General features: G+C 70.5%; 26 protein-coding genes and 1 tRNA gene. 16 read left to right on the top strand and 11 right to left on the bottom strand.

Translation table 11 applies throughout. The features are described 5' to 3' along the window. Positions 1-58: 58 nt before the first annotated feature. The 4 genes from GT030_RS32630 to GT030_RS32620 are packed head-to-tail and all read right to left on the bottom strand — an operon-like array spanning position 59 to position 1,629. A complete protein-coding gene (locus tag GT030_RS32630) occupies positions 59-310 on the bottom strand; it encodes a hypothetical protein (protein WP_237522976.1) in 252 nt (83 codons plus the stop codon). A gap of 53 nt (positions 311-363) precedes the next feature. After that, a complete protein-coding gene (locus GT030_RS36935) occupies positions 364-753 on the bottom strand; it encodes a hypothetical protein (protein WP_346009794.1) in 390 nt (129 codons plus the stop codon). Further along, positions 747-1,175 (bottom strand): ATP-binding protein, encoded by a 429-nt coding sequence (locus tag GT030_RS32625; RefSeq protein ID WP_161204160.1) that lies wholly within the window; start codon positions 1,173-1,175, stop codon positions 747-749. Before GT030_RS32625 ends, GT030_RS36935 begins: the two co-directional genes overlap by 7 nt. 46 nt (positions 1,176-1,221) lie before the next feature. Beyond that, positions 1,222-1,629 (bottom strand): NUDIX domain-containing protein, encoded by a 408-nt coding sequence (locus GT030_RS32620; RefSeq protein ID WP_161204162.1) that lies wholly within the window; start codon positions 1,627-1,629, stop codon positions 1,222-1,224. Positions 1,630-1,736: 107 nt separating this feature from the next. On the opposite strand from GT030_RS32620, the gene GT030_RS32615 reads away from it, so the two are divergent. From GT030_RS32615 to GT030_RS32570, 10 genes are all read left to right on the top strand, one after another. Next, entirely contained in the window at positions 1,737-2,522 is a 786-nt protein-coding gene (locus tag GT030_RS32615; RefSeq protein ID WP_161204159.1) for a GntR family transcriptional regulator, read from the top strand. A gap of 155 nt (positions 2,523-2,677) precedes the next feature. After that, positions 2,678-3,034: a hypothetical protein gene (locus GT030_RS32610; protein ID WP_161204158.1), complete on the top strand. Its 357-nt coding sequence runs from the start codon at positions 2,678-2,680 to the stop codon at positions 3,032-3,034. Next, positions 3,034-4,410 (top strand): FtsK/SpoIIIE domain-containing protein, encoded by a 1,377-nt coding sequence (locus tag GT030_RS32605; RefSeq protein ID WP_161204157.1) that lies wholly within the window; start codon positions 3,034-3,036, stop codon positions 4,408-4,410. Before GT030_RS32610 ends, GT030_RS32605 begins: the two co-directional genes overlap by 1 nt. 89 nt (positions 4,411-4,499) lie before the next feature. Next, entirely contained in the window at positions 4,500-5,147 is a 648-nt protein-coding gene (locus GT030_RS32600; protein ID WP_161204156.1) for a DUF2637 domain-containing protein, read from the top strand. Between the two features lie 12 nt (positions 5,148-5,159). Continuing rightward, positions 5,160-5,351, top strand: a complete 192-nt coding sequence (locus tag GT030_RS32595) for a mobile element transfer protein (protein WP_004986816.1) — start codon at positions 5,160-5,162, stop codon at positions 5,349-5,351. A 15-nt stretch (positions 5,352-5,366) separates the two neighbouring features. Beyond that, the gene (locus tag GT030_RS32590) at positions 5,367-5,561 is read left to right on the top strand and encodes a hypothetical protein (RefSeq protein ID WP_161204155.1); all 195 of its coding nucleotides are present in this window, start codon (positions 5,367-5,369) and stop codon (positions 5,559-5,561) included. A gap of 25 nt (positions 5,562-5,586) precedes the next feature. Next, positions 5,587-5,832: a SpdD protein gene (locus GT030_RS32585; RefSeq protein WP_161204154.1), complete on the top strand. Its 246-nt coding sequence runs from the start codon at positions 5,587-5,589 to the stop codon at positions 5,830-5,832. Between the two features lie 157 nt (positions 5,833-5,989). After that, positions 5,990-7,279: a replication initiator gene (locus GT030_RS32580; RefSeq protein WP_161204153.1), complete on the top strand. Its 1,290-nt coding sequence runs from the start codon at positions 5,990-5,992 to the stop codon at positions 7,277-7,279. Further along, positions 7,276-7,482: a helix-turn-helix domain-containing protein gene (locus GT030_RS32575; RefSeq protein ID WP_161204152.1), complete on the top strand. Its 207-nt coding sequence runs from the start codon at positions 7,276-7,278 to the stop codon at positions 7,480-7,482. The genes GT030_RS32580 and GT030_RS32575 overlap by 4 nt, the downstream gene beginning before the upstream one ends. Beyond that, complete coding sequence (locus GT030_RS32570) at positions 7,470-8,777, top strand: tyrosine-type recombinase/integrase (protein ID WP_346009793.1); 1,308 nt, start codon at positions 7,470-7,472, stop codon at positions 8,775-8,777. The genes GT030_RS32575 and GT030_RS32570 overlap by 13 nt, the downstream gene beginning before the upstream one ends. A 75-nt stretch (positions 8,778-8,852) precedes the next feature. Here GT030_RS32570 and GT030_RS32565 read toward each other — a convergent pair. The 3 genes from GT030_RS32565 to GT030_RS32555 all read right to left on the bottom strand — a co-directional run bounded on the left by GT030_RS32565 (position 8,853) and on the right by GT030_RS32555 (position 10,764). Then, positions 8,853-8,926, bottom strand: a tRNA-Pro gene (locus GT030_RS32565). Positions 8,927-8,990: 64 nt separating this feature from the next. Continuing rightward, complete coding sequence (locus GT030_RS32560; RefSeq protein ID WP_161204150.1) at positions 8,991-9,737, bottom strand: Pr6Pr family membrane protein; 747 nt, start codon at positions 9,735-9,737, stop codon at positions 8,991-8,993. A gap of 100 nt (positions 9,738-9,837) precedes the next feature. Next, complete coding sequence (locus GT030_RS32555) at positions 9,838-10,764, bottom strand: metallophosphoesterase (protein WP_161204149.1); 927 nt, start codon at positions 10,762-10,764, stop codon at positions 9,838-9,840. 93 nt (positions 10,765-10,857) lie between these two features. Between GT030_RS32555 and GT030_RS32550 the strand changes: the two genes are divergently transcribed. Further along, positions 10,858-11,325 (top strand): GatB/YqeY domain-containing protein, encoded by a 468-nt coding sequence (locus GT030_RS32550; RefSeq protein ID WP_161204148.1) that lies wholly within the window; start codon positions 10,858-10,860, stop codon positions 11,323-11,325. 59 nt (positions 11,326-11,384) lie between these two features. Here GT030_RS32550 and GT030_RS32545 read toward each other — a convergent pair whose 3' ends face one another. Next, a complete protein-coding gene (locus GT030_RS32545; RefSeq protein WP_161204147.1) occupies positions 11,385-13,676 on the bottom strand; it encodes a transglycosylase domain-containing protein in 2,292 nt (763 codons plus the stop codon). 530 nt (positions 13,677-14,206) lie between these two features. On the opposite strand from GT030_RS32545, the gene wblA reads away from it, so the two are divergent. Next, entirely contained in the window at positions 14,207-14,545 is a 339-nt protein-coding gene (wblA, locus tag GT030_RS32535) for a transcriptional regulator WblA (protein ID WP_030811461.1), read from the top strand. A gap of 85 nt (positions 14,546-14,630) precedes the next feature. On the opposite strand, the gene GT030_RS32530 is transcribed toward wblA, so the two are convergent. After that, positions 14,631-15,959 carry an ArsA-related P-loop ATPase gene (locus GT030_RS32530; protein ID WP_161204146.1) on the bottom strand — a complete coding sequence of 443 codons (1,329 nt, stop codon included), beginning with the start codon at positions 15,957-15,959 and terminating at the stop codon, positions 14,631-14,633. Next, the gene (locus GT030_RS32525; protein WP_161204145.1) at positions 15,956-16,933 is read right to left on the bottom strand and encodes an ArsA-related P-loop ATPase; all 978 of its coding nucleotides are present in this window, start codon (positions 16,931-16,933) and stop codon (positions 15,956-15,958) included. Before GT030_RS32525 ends, GT030_RS32530 begins: the two co-directional genes overlap by 4 nt. 71 nt (positions 16,934-17,004) lie before the next feature. On the opposite strand from GT030_RS32525, the gene GT030_RS32520 reads away from it, so the two are divergent. The 4 genes from GT030_RS32520 (at position 17,005) to GT030_RS32505 (ending at position 19,398) form a co-directional block, all read left to right on the top strand. Next, positions 17,005-17,163, top strand: coding sequence for a DUF4177 domain-containing protein (locus GT030_RS32520; RefSeq protein WP_086694324.1), 159 nt, complete (start codon positions 17,005-17,007; stop codon positions 17,161-17,163). Beyond that, positions 17,160-17,624 (top strand): RidA family protein, encoded by a 465-nt coding sequence (locus GT030_RS32515; RefSeq protein ID WP_161204144.1) that lies wholly within the window; start codon positions 17,160-17,162, stop codon positions 17,622-17,624. The genes GT030_RS32520 and GT030_RS32515 overlap by 4 nt, the downstream gene beginning before the upstream one ends. 62 nt (positions 17,625-17,686) lie before the next feature. Further along, positions 17,687-18,571 carry an NUDIX hydrolase gene (locus tag GT030_RS32510; protein ID WP_161204143.1) on the top strand — a complete coding sequence of 295 codons (885 nt, stop codon included), beginning with the start codon at positions 17,687-17,689 and terminating at the stop codon, positions 18,569-18,571. Further along, positions 18,568-19,398, top strand: coding sequence for an MBL fold metallo-hydrolase (locus tag GT030_RS32505; RefSeq protein WP_161204142.1), 831 nt, complete (start codon positions 18,568-18,570; stop codon positions 19,396-19,398). Before GT030_RS32510 ends, GT030_RS32505 begins: the two co-directional genes overlap by 4 nt. On the opposite strand, the gene GT030_RS32500 is transcribed toward GT030_RS32505, so the two are convergent. Beyond that, complete coding sequence (locus GT030_RS32500) at positions 19,395-20,225, bottom strand: nucleotidyltransferase domain-containing protein (RefSeq protein ID WP_161204141.1); 831 nt, start codon at positions 20,223-20,225, stop codon at positions 19,395-19,397. The genes GT030_RS32505 and GT030_RS32500 overlap by 4 nt on opposite strands. Positions 20,226-20,249: the final 24 nt, after the last annotated feature.

The following is a 20,249-nucleotide window of genomic DNA, read 5'->3' as shown; positions in this document are numbered from 1 at the left end:
AGCGCGCCCGGCGGAGCGGAGCGCAGCCGGGGCTTGAACCCGTAGAGAAAGTTGTAACTCAGTCGCTCGCGCTGGTGCTTGGATCAGCCTCCGGCTTGCGGGTTTCTGCGATATGCCGGCCGTGTTCGGCAGCTCGTAGCAGTGACTGGGCTACCCGTTCGGCATCGTCGGGGTGCAGATAGACCTCCTGGGTCCACAGCACGGACAGGCGAACGGTGCCGTTCAGCAGGTTCGTTGCCACGTCCACCTCTACGCCGTTGCCGGTGGCGTCGGTGACGTTCAGGTCCAGGTCGCTGCTGTAGGCGCTCATGCCGCCGAGCATGCCTGAGGCCCGGCTTCACGGACGAGACCGGGCCTTCGGGGTCAGCTGAGAGGGGACATCCTGGATCGGGGTCTGAACTCCTGGGCGCAGGGCGGGAGCTCTGTTCGGTAAGCTAGCGGTAGGTATGTCACCGGTCGGATGGTCCAAGTGACGCGGGTGCCGGCGTGTGTGACTGACACCCTGCAAGACTCCGACCGCAGTAGGGCTCGTCTGGTTTCCGCGCGGCCGTCATGCAGCCACTCCCACGCCTCGTCCGAAGCGTCCGGGTCCAAGGCCGGTGAGATCGTGCGGAGTGCCACCGCCACCCATCGGTCGGCCTGGGGTGCCGAGTAGGCATCGAAGGATGCCAGGAGTGCCGGCCCCCGCTGCTCGGTGCGGTCTTCTGTCCAACACTCGCACCAGAAGCCGCGGCGGGTTTCCTGACTCAGCACGGATGACCTCCTCGCCGGGCGTCCGCGTACAACTCTGCGGTGACCGTGTGGCCCTGGTCGCTGTCGTGCACGACGACCCGGTGAGCGATGACGCTGACCATGCCCAGGCCCCGGCCGTGCTCGGCGTCCTGGTCCTGGTGCTCGACCTTCGGGGCCGTCCCCGTACCGCCGTCATCCGTGACCGAGACCGCCACTACCTGAGCGGAGACCGCGACGGCCAGGTGGAAGCCGCCGTACTCTCGGCCGCTCGCCGTGTGAAGGATCGCGTTCGCGCTCAGCTCGCTCACGATCAGTTCGGCGTCCTCGGCTAAAGGGGAGCCGCGCAGGATGTCGCGGGTCCATCGGCGGGCCCGGCTCACCTCTTCCGGGAATCCTGGGCAACTCAGCCCCCAGACCCGAGCACTACTCGTATACTCGTGCATACAAGTTCCTTCATGCAGGTAGGCCGCCATGTGCAGCGGGTTCGGACTAGACGAGTTTCACGCCGTCGTGGGCGCGGATGGCCGGCGGGGTCGTCGCGTCGAGTGCGTCCAGGACGCGGATCGCGTACGCCTCGTCGGTGAGTTCGGTGACCTCATCACGGGTGGCCCAGCGAAGGGCTCGGGTCTCGTCCCCCGTGGTGAGGGTGCCGTCGATCGCTTCGCAGCGGAAGACCAGCGAGACGATCAGGCCCGTCATGTTCTTGTAGACGCCGGTGAGAGCCGCCGGAAGGGCGATCTTGATGCCGGTCTCTTCGAGGACCTCACGCTGAAGGCCGTCGGGGATGGTCTCCTCGGGTTCGAGGACTCCGCCCGGCGGTTCCCAATGGCCGTTGTCGCGGCGCTTGATCAAGAGGGCACGGCCGTTGTCGTCAACGATGACCCCGGCGACGCTCACGGAGTGCGGGCGTTCTGTGCTCACGTTCCTCGGCCCTCTCGGCTGGCTAGGCTCTCCACCGTAGCAACAACACTCGGCCACTCGTCTAGATACCTAAAGGAGTATCCGTGACCTCTCTATCGAGCGTTCTCGGCGCGCTTGACCCCACGAGTGATCGTGCGGTCTTCCGGCAGATTGCCGACCAGTTGCGCGAGGCCATCGACCGTGGGCGCTTCAAGGAAGGGGAGAAGCTGCCCTCCGAGGCCGAGCTGGTCGAGCACTACGGCGTTTCCCGGATGACGGTCCGGAACTCCTTCTCGATCCTCACGGGTGAAGGCCTGGTGCACGCCGAGCATGGCAAGGGCGTCTTCGTCAGGCCCCGTCCGCCCGTGCGCCGGCTCGCCTCCGACCGCTTCGCCCGCCGCCACCGCGAGCAGGGCAAGTCCGCGTTCATCGTGGAGGCCGATGCCGCCGGCAGTCATCCGCAGGTCGACAGCCTGGAGGTCAAGGAGGAGAAGGCGAGCCAGGACATCTCTACGCGGCTCGGCTCGGTACGCCGTGTACTCGCCCGGCGGCGCCGGTACCTGCTGGACGGACGCCCGGTGGAGTTCGCCACGTCCTACCTGCCGCTCGACATCGCCCGCGGCACCCAGATCGCCGAGCCCAACCCCGGCCCCGGCGGCATCTACGCCCGTCTCGAAGAGTTGGGCCACCACCTCGACCACTTCGAGGAGGAGATCCGCGCCCGGATGCCTTCGCCCACTGAGGTCAAGACGCTGCGCCTGGCCGCAGGCGTGCCGGTCATTCACCTCGTCCGCACCGCCTTCGACACCGAGGGGCGGGCCGTGGAGGTCTGCGACACGGTGATGGCGGCCGACGCCTATGTCCTCTCCTACCAGCTCCCGGCGACCTGATCGGCGGTGCGCGAGGCCACTTCTTCGGACTCGTACACGCCGACCCGCTTACTCGTATAGACGAGTGGGCAAGTTGTGTGGCAAGGTGATCTCGTTCCCGGCGATGACGGGTCCTCAGATCGCTTCTTGTATAGACGAGTAGACGGGAAGAAGCCTTGCGCACCATCCGTGTGGAGACCTCGGCCGCGACGATCCTGCTGACCGAGGCACCCGAGCCCAAGGTCCGTGACCGGCAGACGGGCGAGATCGCGAAGGACGCCGTCAGCGGCGAGTCGCTGATGACGATCGGCGTCGTGTACATCGAGGAGGGAGAGTCGTCCCTGATCAAGGTGACCGTTCCGGAGAGCGGGGTGTCGGAAGGGCTCGCGCTCGGCGCGCCGGTCTCGCTGCCCGGTCTGGCCGCCCGTCCGTGGGAGAGCGTGTTCAACGGGCAGCAGCGGCACGGCATCGCCTACCGGGCCGCCGCCGTCACTCCGGCTGCCTTCCCGGCCGCTGTGGGGGCCTCGGCCTGATGTCCGACCTGACAACGCTCCTGGAGGTGGGTGGTCCCGTCGCCGCACTCGGTGGTGGGGCCGCCTACGCCCGGGCGCGACACCCCGGCCTCTACTGGTCCACGGTCGGCTTACCGCTCTCGATTGTCCGCCTGCTCGGCTCGTACGGGTCCGTCATGGAAGCCTGTGGCCTCACCGTGGCTCCGTCCCGGCTTTGGGTCCTGGCGATGAAGGCGACAAGCCGCCGTGAGGTCCGGCCCGTACCGCCGCGACGCGGAATCATCCGACCCACCACGACCGGACTGCGGCTCCGCCTGCGGCTCGCCCCCGGTCAGGAGCCGGCCGACGTGGCCGCCTCCGCCGAACGGCTGCGGCACGCCTGGGGAGTTCACGCCATCTACGTCACCACGGTGAAGCCGGGCGTGGTCGACCTGCGACTCGTCGGCTTCGACGTGCTGAACCGGGTGCGCATGCCGCGCAAGACTCGGGCCGCATTCCTCCGGGTCCCGGTCGCGCTGCGCGAGGACGCCACACCCTTCCTGCGCGACTACCGCACCGTCCCGCACCAACTCACCCTCGGCGCCACCCTGTCCGGCAAGTCCATGTACCTGCGTCACCTCGTCGCCGGACTCGCCCAGCAGCCGGTCGCCCTGGTCGGCATCGACTGCAAGCGGGGCGTCGAACTCGCGCCCTTCGCCGCACGGCTCTCGGCCCTCGCCACGAACCCGGAGCAGGCCGCCGAACTGCTGCCCGCGCTCATCAGAGAAATGGAGGAACGGTACGACCTGATCAAGGCCCGACAGGGCATCGCCCCCGGCACGCCGGACGAGGAGATCACCTCCGACATCTGGGGCCTGCCCGAGAGCGAACGCCCCGTACCCGTCGTGCTGTTCGTCGACGAGGTCGCCGAACTCTTCCTCGTCGCCACGAAGAAGGACGAGGAACGGCGGGACGAGATGGTCACCCAGCTCATCCGGCTCGCCCAGCTCGGCCGCGCCGCCGGCATCTACCTGGAGGTGTGCGGGCAGCGCTTCGGCGCAGAGCTGGGCAAGGGCGCGACCATGCTGCGGGCCCAGTTGACCGGCCGCGTCTGCCACCGCGTCAACGACGAAGCCTCCGCCAAGATGGCACTCGGCGACATCGCCCCGGAAGCCGTCTTCGCCGCCTGCGCCATCGCTCCCGAACGTCCCGGCCTCGCCGTGGCCGGTGACACCTCCGGCGGCTGGTCCCGCATCCGCACGCCGTATCTCTCCCTCGGCGACGCCGCCGAGACCTGCCGCGCCTGGGCCCACATGGTCCCCGACCTTCCCGCGCTCAAGCCCTTCCGGCCCGACGTTCCAGCGCCGCCGGTCGAGATCCCGTCCCCGGTCGTGAAGCCGCGACCCGTGGCCGACTGACCCGCGCTTCCGCCTCACCTCCGGTCGGCGTGACCGCCTCGCGCCACGTCCCTACCCCTCCCATGCCCGAAGCCGGAAGGAGCCGCAGCATGCGCGCCCACCTGGCCCGCGTCGACGCGGTGCTCGTTCAGGCGGTCATCGCCGCCGCGCTGTCCTTCGCCCACCTGCACGACATCGCCTCGGCCGCCGGTCAGGACGGATGGAAGGCATGGGCGTATCCCGTCTCCGTCGACCTGCTGCTCGTCGCCGCCTGGCGCCGACTTCGGACCGGTGACGCGAAAGCCGCCGGGTGGTGCTGGTTCGTGATCGCGCTGACCGCGTCCCTCGGAGCGAACGTCGCCACCGCCGGACTCCTCGACATCGACCAGGTGCCAGCCTGGTTGCGCATCCTCGTCGCGGGCTGGCCCGCGGTCGCCTTCCTCGGCGGCACACTCCTCGCCCATTCCGCACCCGTAGCGGAGGGCCAGCCCGAGGACGCTGACGGACTACAGCCGCTCCCGGCCATCGAGGACCAGGAGAGCGAGCCCGAATCCGCACCTGAGCCCCTGCTCCCGCCGGCCACTGCTTCGGCTCCCGCTCCACCGCCCGTCCCCGTCCCGGCCGCCCTGGTCCAGCACGCCCGCAAGGTCGCCGCCGAGCACCACACCCGTACCGGAGAGGCCATCGACACCCCGACCCTGCGCGCCCGCCTCGGCGTTCCCCTGCCCATGGCCGATGCCATCGCCGCCCAGCTCTGAAGGGAGACCAACATGTCCGCCAACCGCCGCTTCCGCTCCGTCACCCGAATCGGCCCCGTCCAGGTCGGCACCTCCTACGACGGGCGCGGCCGGGAGAAGCACACCGCCGCCTGCACGGCCCCGCGTTGCGGCTTCTCTGCCGACTACGACAGCCGCGCCGCCGCCGAACTGGCCGCCCGCACCCACCGCTGCCCCGTTCGCTGAAAGGACCCGCCTCCCGTGACCGTCAGCCTTCCGCTCGTCGTCGTCCTCGGCTTCTTCGCCTGGGGAGCGGTCAAGTTCCTCGGCGTCCGCACGTGGATCGTCGTCCTGATCGCCCTCTTCGGCTTCTGGCTCTCGCACACGTTCTTGGCCCCGGCCATCGAGTCCGGCACGCGCTCCGGCGTCGGAATCGTCAACGGCTCACATGACTAGACGAGTAGGTAAGGAGAGCTTCGCCGTGTTCCTGCCCAAGTACCCCGACACCCCGACCTCGCCGCCCGCGCACACCCACACCACGGCCGAACCGACGCCTGTGCGGCGCCCGGTCCCGCAGATCTCCGTCAGCACCGGAGCCGTCGCGGCCGTCCTCGTCGGCGGAGTCGTGCTGACCGCGCTCCTGGCCGCCGTCGCCGTGACGGCCATCTCCGTGGCCGTCGCCGCCGTGGTCCTGCGCTCGATGCTCCGCGAGCAACACCGCCGCTGACGCACCAGACCCCCGGGCCGGCCTCGATACCGCCAAGCATCCGCCGCCCCGGGGGCCCTCTCTCCTCCCAGCCGAAGCCAGAAGGAGCAAGCCCATCATCACCCGTGCCACCCCGCCCCCGCTGACCGAACTCGGAGACCTGGCCGCCCTCGGCACCATGCCCGCCCTCCTGCGTCAACTCTCGGGCCTCGGCGGCTGCACGAACCCGATCCGCCTCGACGGTCACCGCACCGAGTACGACGTGAACACCCGCACCGGCGAGATCGGTAGCGTCCTCCACCACCTCGACTCTGCCGAACTCCCGGCCGGTCATCTCCTCGTCCGCTGCAACAACCGCCGTACGACCCGTTGCGCAGCCTGTGCGGAGGTCTACCGCCGGGACACCTTCCACCTGATCACCTCCGGCCTGCGCGGCGGCAAGGGCGTCCCCGAACGCGTCGCCGCACACCCCCGCGTCTTCGCCACCTTCACCGCCCCCGGCTTCGGCCCCGTCCACAACCGCCCCACCGGCCCGGCCCGTTCGGTCCGCCCCTGTCGCTGCGGCACCCGCCACGATCAGGACGACCCCGCCCTCGGCACCCCGCTCGACCCGGACACCTACGACTACGACGCGGCCATCCTCTGGAACGCGCACGCCGGTCCGCTGTGGCGCCGCTTCTCGACCTACCTGCGCCGCGAGGTCGCCAAGCGCGCCGGCCTCACGCAACGGACCTTCCGCGAGTACGCCCGGGTGTCCTTCGCCAAGGTCGCCGAGTACCAGAAGCGCGGCGCCGTCCACTTCCACGCCGTCATCCGCCTCGACGGCCCCGAGGGCGGCGACACCCCGCCTCCCGCCTGGGCCACCGCCGAGCTGCTGACCGACGCCATCCATGCCGCCACCACCGCCGTCCGCGTCGACGGGCCCGTCATCGACGGCCGGGCCCACGTCTTCACCTTCGGCCGCCAGCTCGACGTACGCACCATCCGCTCCGCCGACTTCGACGGCGGCCAGGAGCTGACCGAGCGGGCCGTCGCCGCCTACATCGCCAAGTACGCCACCAAGGGTGCCGAGACCGCCACGGGAGCTCTCGACCGGCCGCTGAAGTTCGCCGCCGAACTCGCCCAGCTCGACATCAGCGACCACGCCCGCCGCCTCATCCGAACGGCCTGGACCCTCGGCGCCCGCAAGGACCTCGAACACCTACGCCTGCGCGCCTGGGCCCACATGCTCGGCTTCCGCGGCCACTTCTCCACCAAGTCCCGCCGCTACTCCACCACCCTCGGCGCCCTCCGAGACGCCCGCGCCGAATGGCGCCGAGCACGGGCAGCAACCGACGAACGGCAGACGGACACGACGTACGTCCTCGCCCACTGGGTCTTCGCCGGCACCGGCCTCAGCGCCGCCGAAGCCTGGCTTACCGCATCCCTCGAAGCTGCCCTCGGGACGGAAGGAGAACCCACCCGATGACTACGACCGCGATCAGTCGGAAGTGGCACACGACAGCTGAGGTCGCCGAGATGCTCGGCTTTAGCCTCTCCAAAACCAAGATGCTCGTACTGACGGGCGAGATCCGTTCCGTGAAGATCGGTCGCAACCGCCGCATCCTCCCCGCCTGGGTCGACGAGTACGTGAACCGCTGCACAGCAGGGGCGGAGAGGTGGTCCGTGTGAGCGGGAAGCGAGGCAACGGCGAAGGGTCCATCTACCCGTACAGGAACGGCTTCGCGGCTTACGTATGGGTGACCACCCCGGACGGCAACCGCAAACGCAAGTACGTCTACGGCCCCACTCGGAAGGACGTCCACGAGAAGTGGCTCAAGCTCCACAACGAAGCCAAGAAGGGGCCAGTGGCCACCAATACGCCAACGCTCGCGAACTACCTGGCGTACTGGCTCAAGGAGGTCGTGGAACCCAACCTCAGGCCGCTCACCGCTGCCACGTATGAGACGACCGTGCGCTTGTACATCGTCCCGCTGCTCGGGCCGAAGCGGCTCGACCGGCTGACCGTTCAGGACATGCGGGGCTGGCTCAACAGGCTTGCCGAGACGTGCCAGTGCTGCGCACAGGGCAAGGACGCCAGGCGGTCCGAAGAGCGGCAACGCTGCTGCGCCAAGGGGGAGTGCTGCCGGCAGACGCTGTCGAAGCGCTCGGTCAACGATGCCCGGACGATCCTCCGCAGCGCGCTGACCAACGCCATGGTGGAGGAGCGCATCTCCAAGAACGTCGCTCAGCTCGTGAAGGTGCAGCGAGCTCGGCGCAAGCGGCCGGACCCTTGGTCGGTCGAGGAGGCGTGCTCCTTCCTGGAAAACGCGCAGACGTGGCGGGACTACCTCTATGCCGCGTACGTGCTGATCCTCGTCCTGGGCCTGCGCAAGGGTGAGGTTCTGGGACTGACCTGGTCGGACGTGAACCTCGACACGGGGGAGCTGCACATCCGCCACCAGTTGCAGCGCGTTCGCCGGCGCCTGCTCCACACCGACACGGCCAAGACGGAAGCCTCCGAGGCGGTGCTTCCGCTGCCGGACATCTGCCTGGCGGCGCTCCGGCTCCGTAAGAAGGAGCAGGAGGTGGCGAGGGAGCGGGCCGCGGATCTCTGGACGGAATCGGACCTCGTCTTCACCACCCGCAACGGCACCCCGGTGGAGCCGCGGAACTTCACCCGCGAGTTCGACCGCCGCTGCGAGCGTGCCGGCGTCCGGCGGATCCGCGTGCACGACACCCGCCACACCTGTGCCTCGCTCTTGGCCGCCCTCGACGTCCACCCTCGGATCGCGATGCAGATCCTGCGCCACTCCGAGATCGCGGTGACCATGGAGGTCTACACGCACGTTCCCTCGGCGGACACCCGGCGGGCCCTCCGGAAGCTCGGGAAGGCTCTGGGCGGCAGCAAGCAGAGGGACGGCAAGAAGAAGGGCAAACGCAAGCGGGAGGAGCGGCCGGACGGGGACGGCCTTCAAGAGCCATAGCGGTTGCTGTACTCCGCTGCTGTACAAACACTCAGAGGCCCATTCACGATCACGTGAATGGGCCTCTGACCTGTGTCGGGGTGGCGGGATTTGAACCCACGACCTCTTCGTCCCGAACGAAGCGCGCTGCCAAGCTGCGCTACACCCCGATGTCGCTGCTGTCGCGGCGACGTCGTTTACTTTAGCCCACCGGGGGCCTCAGGCGAAATCCGGTTAGACGCGGCGGCGGACCGGGGAGGGGCGGGCGTGGTCCAGGGTGATCAGGACCACCGCGGAGGCGTAGATCGCCAGGCCCAGGAGGAGGGCGTTGGCCAGGGTGTGGCGGTAGCCGTGGGCCGTGACGTCCAGGAAGGGGTAGAGGGAGCGGGCCCGGGTCAGCAGGAAGATCAGGTACGCCAGCGGGAGCAGGAGCCACCCCGCCGCGTGCCGCAGATGCATCCGTGACGCCGGCGTCAGCAGCAGCCAGTCCAGCACCGCCGCCAGCGGCACCAGTGTGTGCAGCACCTGGAGCGCCACCCACTGCCCGTGCCAGCGCGCCGGCGGCGCCGTGGCCCCCGTCATGGTGAACGGCGGCGTCGTGTGGGCCAGCAGCGCGTGGTACACCACCGCCCCGATCACCACGTAGAGCAGCACCGCCCCCGTCAGCGCGGCCGGCAGGGCGCGGCGGGGGCGCCAGGAGCGCGAGGCCGACACCAGCGTGACCACCGCCAGCAGCACCGTGCTCTGCACACTGAAGTAGCTCAGCGCACGGGCCGGGCCGGCGAGGTGGATCTCCAGCGCCACCCCCGCCCCCGCCAGCAGCGCGGTCAGCAGGCGGTACACGGCCACCAGGGGGCGCCGGACCGGCGCCACCACCGCCGTCACCGGCACCAACGACGGCTTCAGTACGGGCGTGCTCTCCCAGGGGATCGCGGGCAGATCCGGGATCTCCCTGGGCAAGGGCGGTATCGGTGCGGTCATGCCCTCACGCTAGGCAGGAGGGCGAAATGCGACCATTCAGGGCACGCCGGTCGGGTTACCGCCGCTCAGCGAGGGCCGCACCCGCCCTGCTCCACCAGGCTTACGCCCGCTCCACCAGCGTCAGCAGCGTCGCCTCCGGCGGGCAGGCGAAGCGGATCGGGGTGTACCGGTTCGTGCCGCAGCCCGCCGACACGTGCAGGTAGGAGGTGTTGCCCTCCGCCGTGTGGGTGGACAGCCCCTTCACCCGGTCGGTGTCCAGGTCGCAGTTGGTGACCAGCGCGCCGTAGAAGGGGATGCAGAGCTGGCCGCCGTGGGTGTGCCCGGCGAGGACCAGCGGGTAGCCGTCCGCCGTGAAGGCGTCCAGGGTGCGCAGGTACGGCGCGTGCACGACGCCCATCGAGAAGTCGTGGCCCTCGGAGGGGCCGCCGGCCACGCGGGCGTAGCGGTCGCGCTTGATGTGCGGGTCGTCCAGGCCGGTCAGCTCGATGGAGACGCCCTCGACCTTCAGCACACCTCGCTGGTTGGTCAGGTTCAGCCAGCCCGCGGCGTCGAAGCCGTCCCTGAGGTCCTCCCAGGGGTTGTGGACCACGCCGACCGCCGGGGCGTTGCCGTTCAGGCCGTGCTTCCCGCTCGCCTTCTCCAGCAAGTACCGCGCGGGGTTGCGGAGTTTCGGGCCGTAGTAGTCGTTGGAGCCGAAGACGTACGCGCCCGGGAACTCCATCAGCGGGCCCAGCGCGTCCAGCGTCTCGGGGACGCCCTCGGGGTCCGAGAGGTTGTCGCCGGTGTTGATCACGAAGTCGGGGCGCAGCCCGGCCAGCGACTGGAGCCAGCGCTGCTTCTTGCGCTGCCCGCCCACCATGTGGATGTCGGAGACCTGGAGCATCCGCAGCGGGCGCATGCCCGGCGGGAGGACCGGCACGGTCACTCGTCGGAGGCGGAAGGAGCGGACCTCGAAGCCCGCCGCGTACGCCACTCCGGCGGCACCGGCCGCCATGATTCCCAGGGGTACTCCGTATCGCGCGCGCATACGCCCATCGTGTCAGACCCCGCCACGGTGCCAAGAGCTGGCGTCCCCTTAATCAAGGGGCGTTCGGCCATCCGCACCTGCGACAATCGGTCCATGACCACCACGCTCAAGTCGAAGCTCCACGACGACCTCAACGCCGCGATCCGCGAGCGCGACGAGCTGCGCTCCGCGACGCTCCGGCTGACCCTCGCCGCGATCACCAAGGAGGAGGTCGCGGGCAAGGAGAAGCGCGAGCTGTCCGACGACGAGGTCCTCAAGGTGATCACCAAGGAGGCGAAGAAGCGCCGCGAGGCCGCGGACGCCTTCGCCCAGGGCGGCCGTCCCGAGCAGGCCGAGCGGGAGAAGGCGGAGGGCGAGCTGCTCGCCACCTACCTGCCCAAGCAGCTCTCCGACGACGAGCTGACCACGATCGTGGCCCAGGCAGTCGAGGAGGCCAGGGCGGGCGGCGCCGAGGGACCGCGGGCCATGGGTGCCGTCATGAAGATCGTGAACCCCAAGGTGGCCGGCCAGGCCGACGGCGGCCGCGTCGCCGCGATCGTGAAGCAGCAGCTCCAGGGCTAAGCAGGACATGACAGTGGGGCCGCACCTTCGAGGGGTGCGGCCCCACTGTCGTACCGGACTCAGTTCCGGCGTCCGCCGTTCGCGTTCCCCTGCACCAGCCCCGGCTTGGTCGGCTTCGGCTGCCCGGTGCCCGGACGGCCGCCGTTGTTGCCGCCGGTCAGCCCGCCGAAGAGCCCGCCGATCAGGCCCCCGCCGGGCGTCCCGTGACGACCGCCGTTGCCGTCACCCCGGTCGTTGCCCCGGTCGTTGCCCCGGTCATTGTCGCCGTCGCCCTTGTCCTGGTCGTCGGGGATGTCGATGGTGTTGAAGTCGGGCGCGTCCTTGCCCGCCAGGGCGCCGGACATCGCGTCCCGCCAGATCGGACCCGGCACGCCACCACCGAAGACCAGGTCGTGGTACGACCCGCCGATGGTGATGCCGATCATCTTCACGTTCTGCCGGGCGCTGCCGACCCAGACCGCGCCGGACATGTTCGGGGTGTAGCCGACGAACCAGGCGTTCTTCCGCTCGTCCGTCGTACCCGTCTTGCCCGCGCTGTCCCGGTCGTTCAGACCCGCCTCCTGGCCGGTACCGGAGTCGATCACGTCCCGGAGCAGGGTGTTGACCGTGTCCGCCGTCTTCTCGCTCATCGCCCGCGTGCACGTGGACTTCGGCACCGGCAGCGACTTCTCCTCGTCACCGGACTTCTCGGTGATCGACTCGATGGCGACCGGGGTGCAGTACGTGCCGCGCGAGGCGAAGGTGGCGTACGCGTTGGCCATGGTCAGCGGGGAGAGGCCGATGGAGCCGAGCGCGATGGACGGCTCCTGCGGCAGCTTGGAGCCGTCGCCCTGCACCACGTGCAGCTTGTCGGCCATCTTGGCCACCGAGCACAGCCCGATGTCGGAGATGAGCTGCACGAAGTAGGTGTTGACCGACTTGGCCATCGCCTCCTTCATGCGGTACGGGCCCTTCTCGGACTCGTTCTCGTTCTCCACCGTCTCGTTCTTGGTGTTCCGGTACGGCGTCGATCCGCACCGCTGCACCGGGCTCGGGTACGCCATCTTGTACGGCGCCGAGTACGCCTGCGTCGGCGGCTTGCCGCCCTCGATCGCGGCCGCCGCCACGAACGGCTTGAACGTCGAACCCGTCGGGAAGCCGAAGTTGGAGCCGCCCAGGTCCCGGTCGACCGAGAAGTTGTACTCCGTCTCGTCCTTGCCGTAGCCGAACGGCTTCGACTGGCCCATCGCCAGCACCTTGCCGGTCCCCGGCTGCACCAGGGTCGCGGCCGCGGCGACCGAGTCCGACTTGTAGACGTGGTCCTTGAGCGAGTCCTGCACCGACTTCTGCGCCTGCGGGTCCAGCGTCGTACGGATCGTCAGGCCGCCCTTGTTCCAGAGCTTGGCGCGCTCCTCGCGGGACTTGCCGAAGACCGGGTCGGTGAGGAAGACGTTCTCGACGTACTTGCAAAAGAAGGCGGAGTTGCGGGTCGCGGTGATGCAGCCGTTCTTGGGGCGGCTGACGTGCAGCCCCAGCGGCTGCCGGCCGGCCCGGTCGGCCTCGGCCTGGGAGATGTCGCCCAGGTCGGCCATGCGCTGGAGCACGGTGTTGCGCCGCTTGGTGGCCTCGGCCTCGTCGTTGACCGGGTCGTAACGGCTCGGGGACTGCACGATGCCCGCCAGCAGGGCGGACTCCTGGAGGTTGAGGTCCTTGGCGTGCTTGGAGAAGTAGCGCTGGGCGGCGGCCTCGACGCCGTACGCCTGCTCGCCGAAGAAGGTGATGTTGAGGTAGTTCTCCAGGATCTTCTTCTTGCCGAGCTTCTCCTCGATCTGGATCGCGTACTTCAGCTCGCGGACCTTGCGGCCGAGGGTCTGCTGGGTGGCCTGGGCGACCTTGGTCGGGTCGTCGCCGGCCTCCTCGATGAAGTAGTTCTTCACGAGCTGCTGGGTGAGGGTGGACGCGCCCTGGGCCACGCCCCCGCTCTGCGCGTTCTTGTTCAGCGCGCGCAGCACGCCCTTGAGGTCGATCGCGCCGTGCTGGTAGAAGCGCGAGTCCTCGATGGCGACGATGGACTTCTGCATGTACGGCGAGATGTCCTTCAGCTCCACCACCGTGCGGTCACGGGAGTAGACGGTGGCCATCTGGTGGCCCCGGCTGTCCAGTATCGTCGTCCGCTGGCTGAGCTGGGGGCTCTTGAGGTTGGCCGGGATCTCGTCGAAGCCCTGCACCGAGCCCTTCGCGGCAAGGCCCAGCGCCCCGGCGGCCGGCAGGGCGATCCCCGCGGTCACCGCCCCCGCGAGCACGCTGACACCGAGGAACTTGGCGGCCTGCTGCGTGGCCGACAGACCACCGCCCGAGCGCTTCTTTGGCATGGGGGCAGCCTAATCCGTGGTGATAAGCGTTCCGGGGGAGCGACGGGCCCTCAGGCGGTTCGGGTGCAGGATCGTGACGTCCGGTCGGGTGGCGGCACGGCATGACGGCGTTACGGCGCGGCGAAGCGGGGGCTCAGGTTGTCATTCGCCGGACACACGCACAGGCGTTGGCCTAAGCTGCATTCAACTGTCACAGCGGCGCGGCCAGGTAGCAATACGTCCGGCGACCCCGAATCGCTCCGGAGAGCCCCGACTTTTTGACGGGGGCGTGTCCGAAACCGCCTCGTGTGTCACCCGGCGCCCCATGTGCCGCACCACAGCCGTCCCGCTTTGCCGGGATGATCACGCATGTCGCCCGCTCACTCCTCCGGGTGATCTGCCGCTTACCCATAGTCCGTTCGGGCCATTCAAGATTGGGCCCGAAGGGGGTGTTGCGCTGTCCGCGCCTTCCGTAACGTCCTCAACTGGCGGCGGTGAATATGCCGCTGCCGCCGTGGGGGAGCCTCGATTCGGGAGAGGACGGCGCCGGTATGGGCTGGGTTACCGACTGGAGTGCGCAGGCCGCCTGCCGCACTACCGATCCGGATGAACTGTTCGTGCAGGGAGCAGCGCAGAACAGGGCCAAGGCGGTGTGCACCGGATGCCCGGTGCGCACGGAGTGCCTGGCCGACGCGCTGGACAACCGCGTCGAGTTCGGCGTGTGGGGAGGCATGACGGAGCGCGAGCGCCGGGCGCTGCTGCGCCGCCGGCCCACCGTGAGCTCCTGGCGGCGGCTGCTGGAGACCGCCCGCTCGGAGTACGAGCGCGGCACGGGAATCGTGCCCCTCGACGACGACGAGGTCTACGAGAACTACGCGGCCGTGAGCTGACGGCTCGCCTCCGGCATAGACCGGCGGCACCGACGGCCCGCACGGACGCGCTTCGCAGAAGCGTGTCCGCACGCGCCGGGGGCCGCTAGGACAGTTCCGTGTGCCCCGCCGCGAGGCGGTCACCGATGTCGCGCAGGCCCGTGAGGTCGTGGACGTCGCCGGGGAGCGCGGGTACTTCCACGATGGCCACCTCGGGGTGGTGGCTGATGAAACGGTCCCGCGTGCGCTGCTCGCGCGCGAGCAGCCGCATGCGTTCGGCGTGCAGGCGCAGCAGACCCGCGGTCAGCTCGTCCACGGGCCGGTCCGGGTCCGCGGCGGGATCCTCTGGGCCGGAATCTGAACTTCCGTCTGTTTCGGGGGAGTTACGAACGTCAGCATGCCCGTCCGCCTGATCCACAATGCCGGGCTCCACAAGATTTTCCGCGGCGGCGAGCGCCTGCTCGGCCGACAGCCGGGTGGCGCCGCTGCCGTGGACCCGGTTGAGCACCAGGCCGACCAGCGGCATCTTCTCGGCCGCCAGCCGCTCCACGAAGTACGCCGCCTCGCGCAGCGCGTCCCGCTCGGGCGCCGCCACCACCAGGAACGCGGTTCCCGGCGCCTGCAGCAGCTTGAAGGTGGCGTCCGCGCGGGTGCGGAACCCGCCGAAGGTGGTGTCCATGGCGGAGACGAACGTCTGCGCGTCCTTCAGGAGCTGCCCGCCCAGCAGCTTGCCCAGGGTGCCGGTCATCATCGACATCCCCACGTTCAGGAACGCCATACCCGCGCGGCCGCCCAGCTTGGCCGGCGCGGTCAGCACCCGGATCAGCTTGCTGTCCAGGAACGAGCCGAGCCGCTTGGGCGCGTCCAGGAAGTCCAGCGCGTTGCGCGAGGGCGGGGTGTCGACGACGATCAGGTCCCACTCGTCCTTGGCGCGAAGCTGGCCGAGCTTCTCCATCGCCATGTACTCCTGCGTGCCCGCGAAGCCGCCGGAGACCGTCTGGTAGAAGGGGTTCGCCAGGATCTGGGCCGCCCGCTCGGGGTCCGTGTGCGTCTCCACGACCTCGTCGAAGGTGCGCTTCATGTCGAGCATCATGGCGTGCAGTTCGCCGGGCTCGGCGCTCTCGCCGGGCGCCTCCTCCCGGCGGTCCTCGGTGCCCTTGACCCGGCGCGGCACGTTGTCGAGGGAGTCGATGCCCATCGACTGGGCCAGCCGCTTGGCCGGGTCGATGGTGAGGACGACCACCTTGCGGCCGCGCTCGGCGGCCCTCAGGGCGAGCGCGGCGGCCGTGGTCGTCTTGCCGACGCCGCCGGAGCCGCAGCACACCACGATCCGGGTCTTCGGATCGTCCAGCAGGGCGTCCACGTGCAGGGTCGGCGCGGGAGACCGGCCGGAGCGCGCGTCCGGGTCCGCGGCGGTCTGCGGCTCCTGGCTCATGACAACCCCTGCTTCCGCAACTCGAGGGCCAGTTCGTACAGGCCCGTCAGGTCCATGTCCTCGGCGAGCAGCGGCAGCTCGTCCACCGGCAGGTCCAGCTCGCCGAGGACCGCGCGCTGCTCCTGCTCCAGGGTGTGCCGCTCGGCGTACTCGGCGGCCTGTGCCAGCAGCGGGTCGACCAGCCGCTCGGCGTGCCCGCCGCGCCGCGCTCCGCCCAGGCCCGCCGAGGACAGCGCGCGGGCGACGGCGGTGTGCGGGACGGTACGGGCCAGGTCCAGCTCGGCCGCGTCCAGCACCTCGGGGCGGACCATGTTCACGATGACGCGGCCCACCGGCAGCCCCGCCGCGCGCAGTTCGGCGATGCCGTCGGCGGTCTCCTGGACCGGCATCTCCTCCAGCAGCGTGACGAGGTGCACGGCCGTCTCCGGGGACTTCAGCACCCGCATCACGGCCTGCGCCTGAGTGTGTATCGGGCCGATCTTGGCGAGGCCGGCCATCTCGTCGTTGACATTGAGGAAGCGGGTGATGCGGCCGGTGGGGGGAGCGTCCATCACGACGTGGTCGTAGAGGAACTCGCCCTTCTTGTCCTTGCGGCGCACCGCCTCGCACGCCTTGCCGGTCAGCAGGACGTCCCGCAGGCCGGGGGCGATGGTGGTGGCGAAGTCTATGGCGCCGAGTTTTCTCAGCGCGCGGCCGGCGCCGCCGAGTTTGTAGAACATCTGGAGGTAGTCCAGAAGCGCCTGTTCGGCGTCGATGGCGAGGGCATACACCTCACCTCCGCCGGGAGCGGTGGCGATCTTCCGCTCCTCGTAGGGCAGCGCCTCGGTCCCGAAGAGCTGCGCGATGCCTTGCCGGCCCTCGACCTCGACGAGAAGCGTCCGCTTCCCCTCGTCGGCGAGAGCCAGCGCTAGAGCGGCGGCGACCGTCGTCTTTCCGGTCCCGCCCTTGCCGCTGACGACCTGGAGCCTGCTCACGTCTTCGAGCCTAACCAGTCCGGGCGACACTCACGCGGGAGGCTGTGGATAACAGCGACTACAGTCGGCCTATGACCAAGTGGGAATACTCAACTGTGCCGCTGCTCGTCCACGCCACGAAGCAGATCCTGGACAACTGGGGCGAGGACGGCTGGGAGCTCGTCCAGGTGGTGCCCGGGCCCAACGCCGAGCAGCTCGTCGCCTACCTGAAGCGCGAGAAGCAGGCGTGAGCGCGGTCGAGGCCCGGCTCGCCGACCTCGGCCTGACGCTGCCGGAGGTCGTGCCCCCGCTGGCCGCCTACCAGCCCGCCGTGCGCTCCGGGGAGTACGTCTACACCGCGGGCCAGCTCCCGATGGTGGACGGACAGCTCCCGGTCACCGGCAAGGTCGGCGCCGAGGTCACGGCCGAGGAGGCCAAGGACCTGGCCCGGACCTGCGCGCTGAACGCGCTCGCCGCCGTCAAGTCCGTCGCGGGCGACCTGGACCGGATCGCCCGCGTGGTGAAGGTGACCGGCTTCGTCGCCTCAGCCGCCGACTTCACCGGCCAGCCCGGTGTCCTCAACGGCGCCAGCGAGCTGCTCGGCGAGGTCCTCGGCGACAAGGGCGTGCACGCCCGCAGCGCGGTCGGTGTCGCGGTGCTTCCGCTGGACGCTCCGGTCGAGGTCGAGATCCTGGTCGAGCTGCTCCCGTAGCCCGTCCGGACTCCGGTCCGGTACCTCTCGAACATCTGCCCTGTTCGGGATAGCCTCCGCCCATGGCGAACGGTCAGTGGTACCCCCCGGAGTGGCCCGACCGCATCCGCGCCCTCGCGGACGGCACGCTCACTCCCGTCGTCCCCCGGCGGGCGGCGACCGTGCTGCTGCTCAGGGACACCCCGGCCGGACCGGCCGTCCACATGCTGCGCAGACGCGCCTCCATGGCCTTCGCCGGGGGCGCGTACGCGTATCCGGGCGGCGGTGTCGACCCGCGCGACGACGACCACCACGTCCGCTGGGCGGGCCCCACGCGCGCGTGGTGGGCGGACCGGCTCCGTGTCGATGAGATGGGCGCCCAGGCGATCGTCTGCGCGGCCGTGCGCGAGACCTACGAGGAGGCCGGCGTCCTGCTCGCGGGGACCGGCCCGGACACGGTCGTCGGCGACACCAGCGGCGACGACTGGGAGGCGGACCGGCTCGCCCTGGTCGCGCACGAGCTGTCCTTCGCGGAGTTCCTGGACCGCCGGGGGCTCGTCCTGCGCTCCGACCTGCTGGGCGCGTGGACCCGGTGGATCACCCCGGAGTTCGAGTCCCGGCGCTACGACACCTGGTTCTTCGTCGCCGCCCTGCCCGAGGGGCAGCGCACCCGCGACCTGTCCACCGAGGCCGACCGCACGGTGTGGACCCGGCCCGCCGAGGCCGCCGCCGGGTACGACAGGGGGGACCTGCTGATGATGCCGCCCACCATCGCCACCCTCCGCCAGCTCCTGCCCTACGGCACGGCCGCCGAGGCGCTCGCGGCCGCGCCGGACCGCGATCTCACCCCGGTGCTCGCGCGGGCCCGGCTGCTGGACGGCAGGGTGGAGCTGAGCTGGCCCGGGCACGACGAGTTCACCAAGCACGTCCCGGCCGCCGCTCCGGGCCCGCGGGGAGGGGCGGCATGACCGACGCCGCCGCCCTGCCCGGCCAGCCCCGCGGCGCGGTCCGCTCGGGCCCGGCCACCGAGCGCGCCGTCAACGTGCTCGCGCCCAACGCCTCGCCCATGACGCTGGACGGCACCAACACCTGGATCGTCGCGGAGCCCGACTCCGACCTCGCCGTGGTCATCGACCCCGGCCCGCTGGACGACGGCCACCTGCGCGAGGTCGTGGACGCCGCCGAGAAGGCCGGCAAGCGGATAGCGCTCACCCTGCTCACCCACGGGCACGCCGACCACGCGGAGGGCGCGTCCCGGTTCGCGGAGATCACCGGCACGCGCGTGCGTGCACTCGATCCGGCGCTGCGGCTCGGGGACGAGGGGCTGGGCGCCGGGGACGTGGTCACGGTCGGCGGACTCGAACTGCGTGTCATACCGACGCCCGGCCACACCGCGGACTCCCTGAGCTTCCATGTCCCGGCTGATCAGGCGGTTCTGACCGGCGACACCATCCTCGGGCGCGGCACGACCCTGGTCGCCCATCCCGACGGGCGTCTCGGCGAGTACCTGGCCTCCCTGCGCCGGCTGCGCTCGCTGACCGTGGACGACGGCGTGCACACCGTCCTGCCGGGCCACGGACCGGTCCTGGAGGACGCCCAGGGCGCCGTCGAGTTCTACCTCGCCCACCGCGCCAACCGCCTCGCCCAGGTCGAGACGGCCGTCGAGAACGGCCACCGCACCGCCGAGGCCGTCGTCGCCCACGTCTACGCCGACGTCGACCGCTCGCTGTGGCCGGCGGCGGAACTGTCGGTACGTGCCCAGCTCGACTACCTGGGCGAGCACGGGCTCATCTAGGGGGTGTCTCCCGAGGACGCGCCCTTCGTGCCGTGCACGCGCGCGTACTCCCCGGCGAGCCACGGGCCCAGGTCGTCCACGTAGCCGCGCAGGATCGCGGCGTCCCCGACGGGCTCACGGCCGTAGCGGGCCGCTACGCGCATCTGGGCGGCCCGGCGCGGGTGGTAGGCGCCGAAGACCTCCGCCATCTCGGCCAGGTCGCTCGTCCAGCCGTTCCAGCGGGGCATGACCAGGGTGAAGCCGGTGCGCACCAGGTGCCGGGACATGAACCGGACCAGCGGACGCCGGGCCTCCTCCGTGTCGGCGGCCCCGGCGATCCGCTCGCGCCAGCGCGGGAGCAGACCGGCCAGGTCGCCGTTGGTCTCGCGGGCGAGGCGGGGAGTCGGCCGGTAGCGGGGCAGGCGCCCGGCGAGGTCGTCCCCGAGCAGCGGGGTGCACAGGCAGGCCAGGAACCAGCCCATGTCGTACCGCTCACCCTCACTCAGCAGCCGGGCCTCGCTGAACAGCAGGGGGCCCACGCCGTCGATCTGGGGGAACTCACCGTCCAGGGCCGTGGCGAGGGCCGCCGCGGCGGTGCGGTCGGCTTCGGTGGGCTCGCCGCGCAGCGCGACCAGGAGGTCCAGGTCGCTGCGCCCCACGCGCGCGGTACCGCGCGGGACGGACCCGTAGAGGTAGCCGCTGTGCAGCCGCGCCCCGAAGGTCTCCGCCAGCCCCTCCCGCGCGGCGGCCACCACGGGACGGAACGCGTCCTGCACGCGCGCGAGGGAGCCTTCACGGACGATGAATCCCTCGGCGTCGAGGCCGTGGGGGGCTGGCGGTCCGGACATGCGGACACTGTGCACCGCCCGAGG

The organism is Streptomyces sp. SID1328, from assembly GCF_009865595.1.
In the GTDB taxonomy this organism is placed as follows: domain Bacteria; phylum Actinomycetota; class Actinomycetes; order Streptomycetales; family Streptomycetaceae; genus Streptomyces; species Streptomyces griseoluteus.
This window is presented reverse-complemented; position numbering and strand designations above follow the sequence as displayed.

What these genes read in the sequence shown, in the direction of transcription:
- GT030_RS32630 (WP_237522976.1), bottom strand. Translation starts at nt 310, where the DNA reads ATGAGCGCCTACAGCAGCGACCTGGACCTGAACGTCACCGACGCCACC.
- GT030_RS32625 (WP_161204160.1), bottom strand. Translation starts at nt 1,175, where the DNA reads ATGCACGAGTATACGAGTAGTGCTCGGGTCTGGGGGCTGAGTTGCCCA.
- GT030_RS32605 (WP_161204157.1), top strand. Translation starts at nt 3,034, where the DNA reads ATGTCCGACCTGACAACGCTCCTGGAGGTGGGTGGTCCCGTCGCCGCA.
- GT030_RS32600 (WP_161204156.1), top strand. Translation starts at nt 4,500, where the DNA reads ATGCGCGCCCACCTGGCCCGCGTCGACGCGGTGCTCGTTCAGGCGGTC.
- GT030_RS32595 (WP_004986816.1), top strand. Translation starts at nt 5,160, where the DNA reads ATGTCCGCCAACCGCCGCTTCCGCTCCGTCACCCGAATCGGCCCCGTC.
- GT030_RS32580 (WP_161204153.1), top strand. Translation starts at nt 5,990, where the DNA reads ATGCCCGCCCTCCTGCGTCAACTCTCGGGCCTCGGCGGCTGCACGAAC.
- GT030_RS32575 (WP_161204152.1), top strand. Translation starts at nt 7,276, where the DNA reads ATGACTACGACCGCGATCAGTCGGAAGTGGCACACGACAGCTGAGGTC.
- GT030_RS32560 (WP_161204150.1), bottom strand. Translation starts at nt 9,737, where the DNA reads ATGACCGCACCGATACCGCCCTTGCCCAGGGAGATCCCGGATCTGCCC.
- GT030_RS32555 (WP_161204149.1), bottom strand. Translation starts at nt 10,764, where the DNA reads ATGCGCGCGCGATACGGAGTACCCCTGGGAATCATGGCGGCCGGTGCC.
- GT030_RS32550 (WP_161204148.1), top strand. Translation starts at nt 10,858, where the DNA reads ATGACCACCACGCTCAAGTCGAAGCTCCACGACGACCTCAACGCCGCG.
- GT030_RS32545 (WP_161204147.1), bottom strand. Translation starts at nt 13,676, where the DNA reads ATGCCAAAGAAGCGCTCGGGCGGTGGTCTGTCGGCCACGCAGCAGGCC.
- wblA (WP_030811461.1), top strand. Translation starts at nt 14,207, where the DNA reads ATGGGCTGGGTTACCGACTGGAGTGCGCAGGCCGCCTGCCGCACTACC.
- GT030_RS32530 (WP_161204146.1), bottom strand. Translation starts at nt 15,959, where the DNA reads ATGAGCCAGGAGCCGCAGACCGCCGCGGACCCGGACGCGCGCTCCGGC.
- GT030_RS32520 (WP_086694324.1), top strand. Translation starts at nt 17,005, where the DNA reads ATGACCAAGTGGGAATACTCAACTGTGCCGCTGCTCGTCCACGCCACG.
- GT030_RS32510 (WP_161204143.1), top strand. Translation starts at nt 17,687, where the DNA reads ATGGCGAACGGTCAGTGGTACCCCCCGGAGTGGCCCGACCGCATCCGC.
- GT030_RS32505 (WP_161204142.1), top strand. Translation starts at nt 18,568, where the DNA reads ATGACCGACGCCGCCGCCCTGCCCGGCCAGCCCCGCGGCGCGGTCCGC.
- GT030_RS32500 (WP_161204141.1), bottom strand. Translation starts at nt 20,225, where the DNA reads ATGTCCGGACCGCCAGCCCCCCACGGCCTCGACGCCGAGGGATTCATC.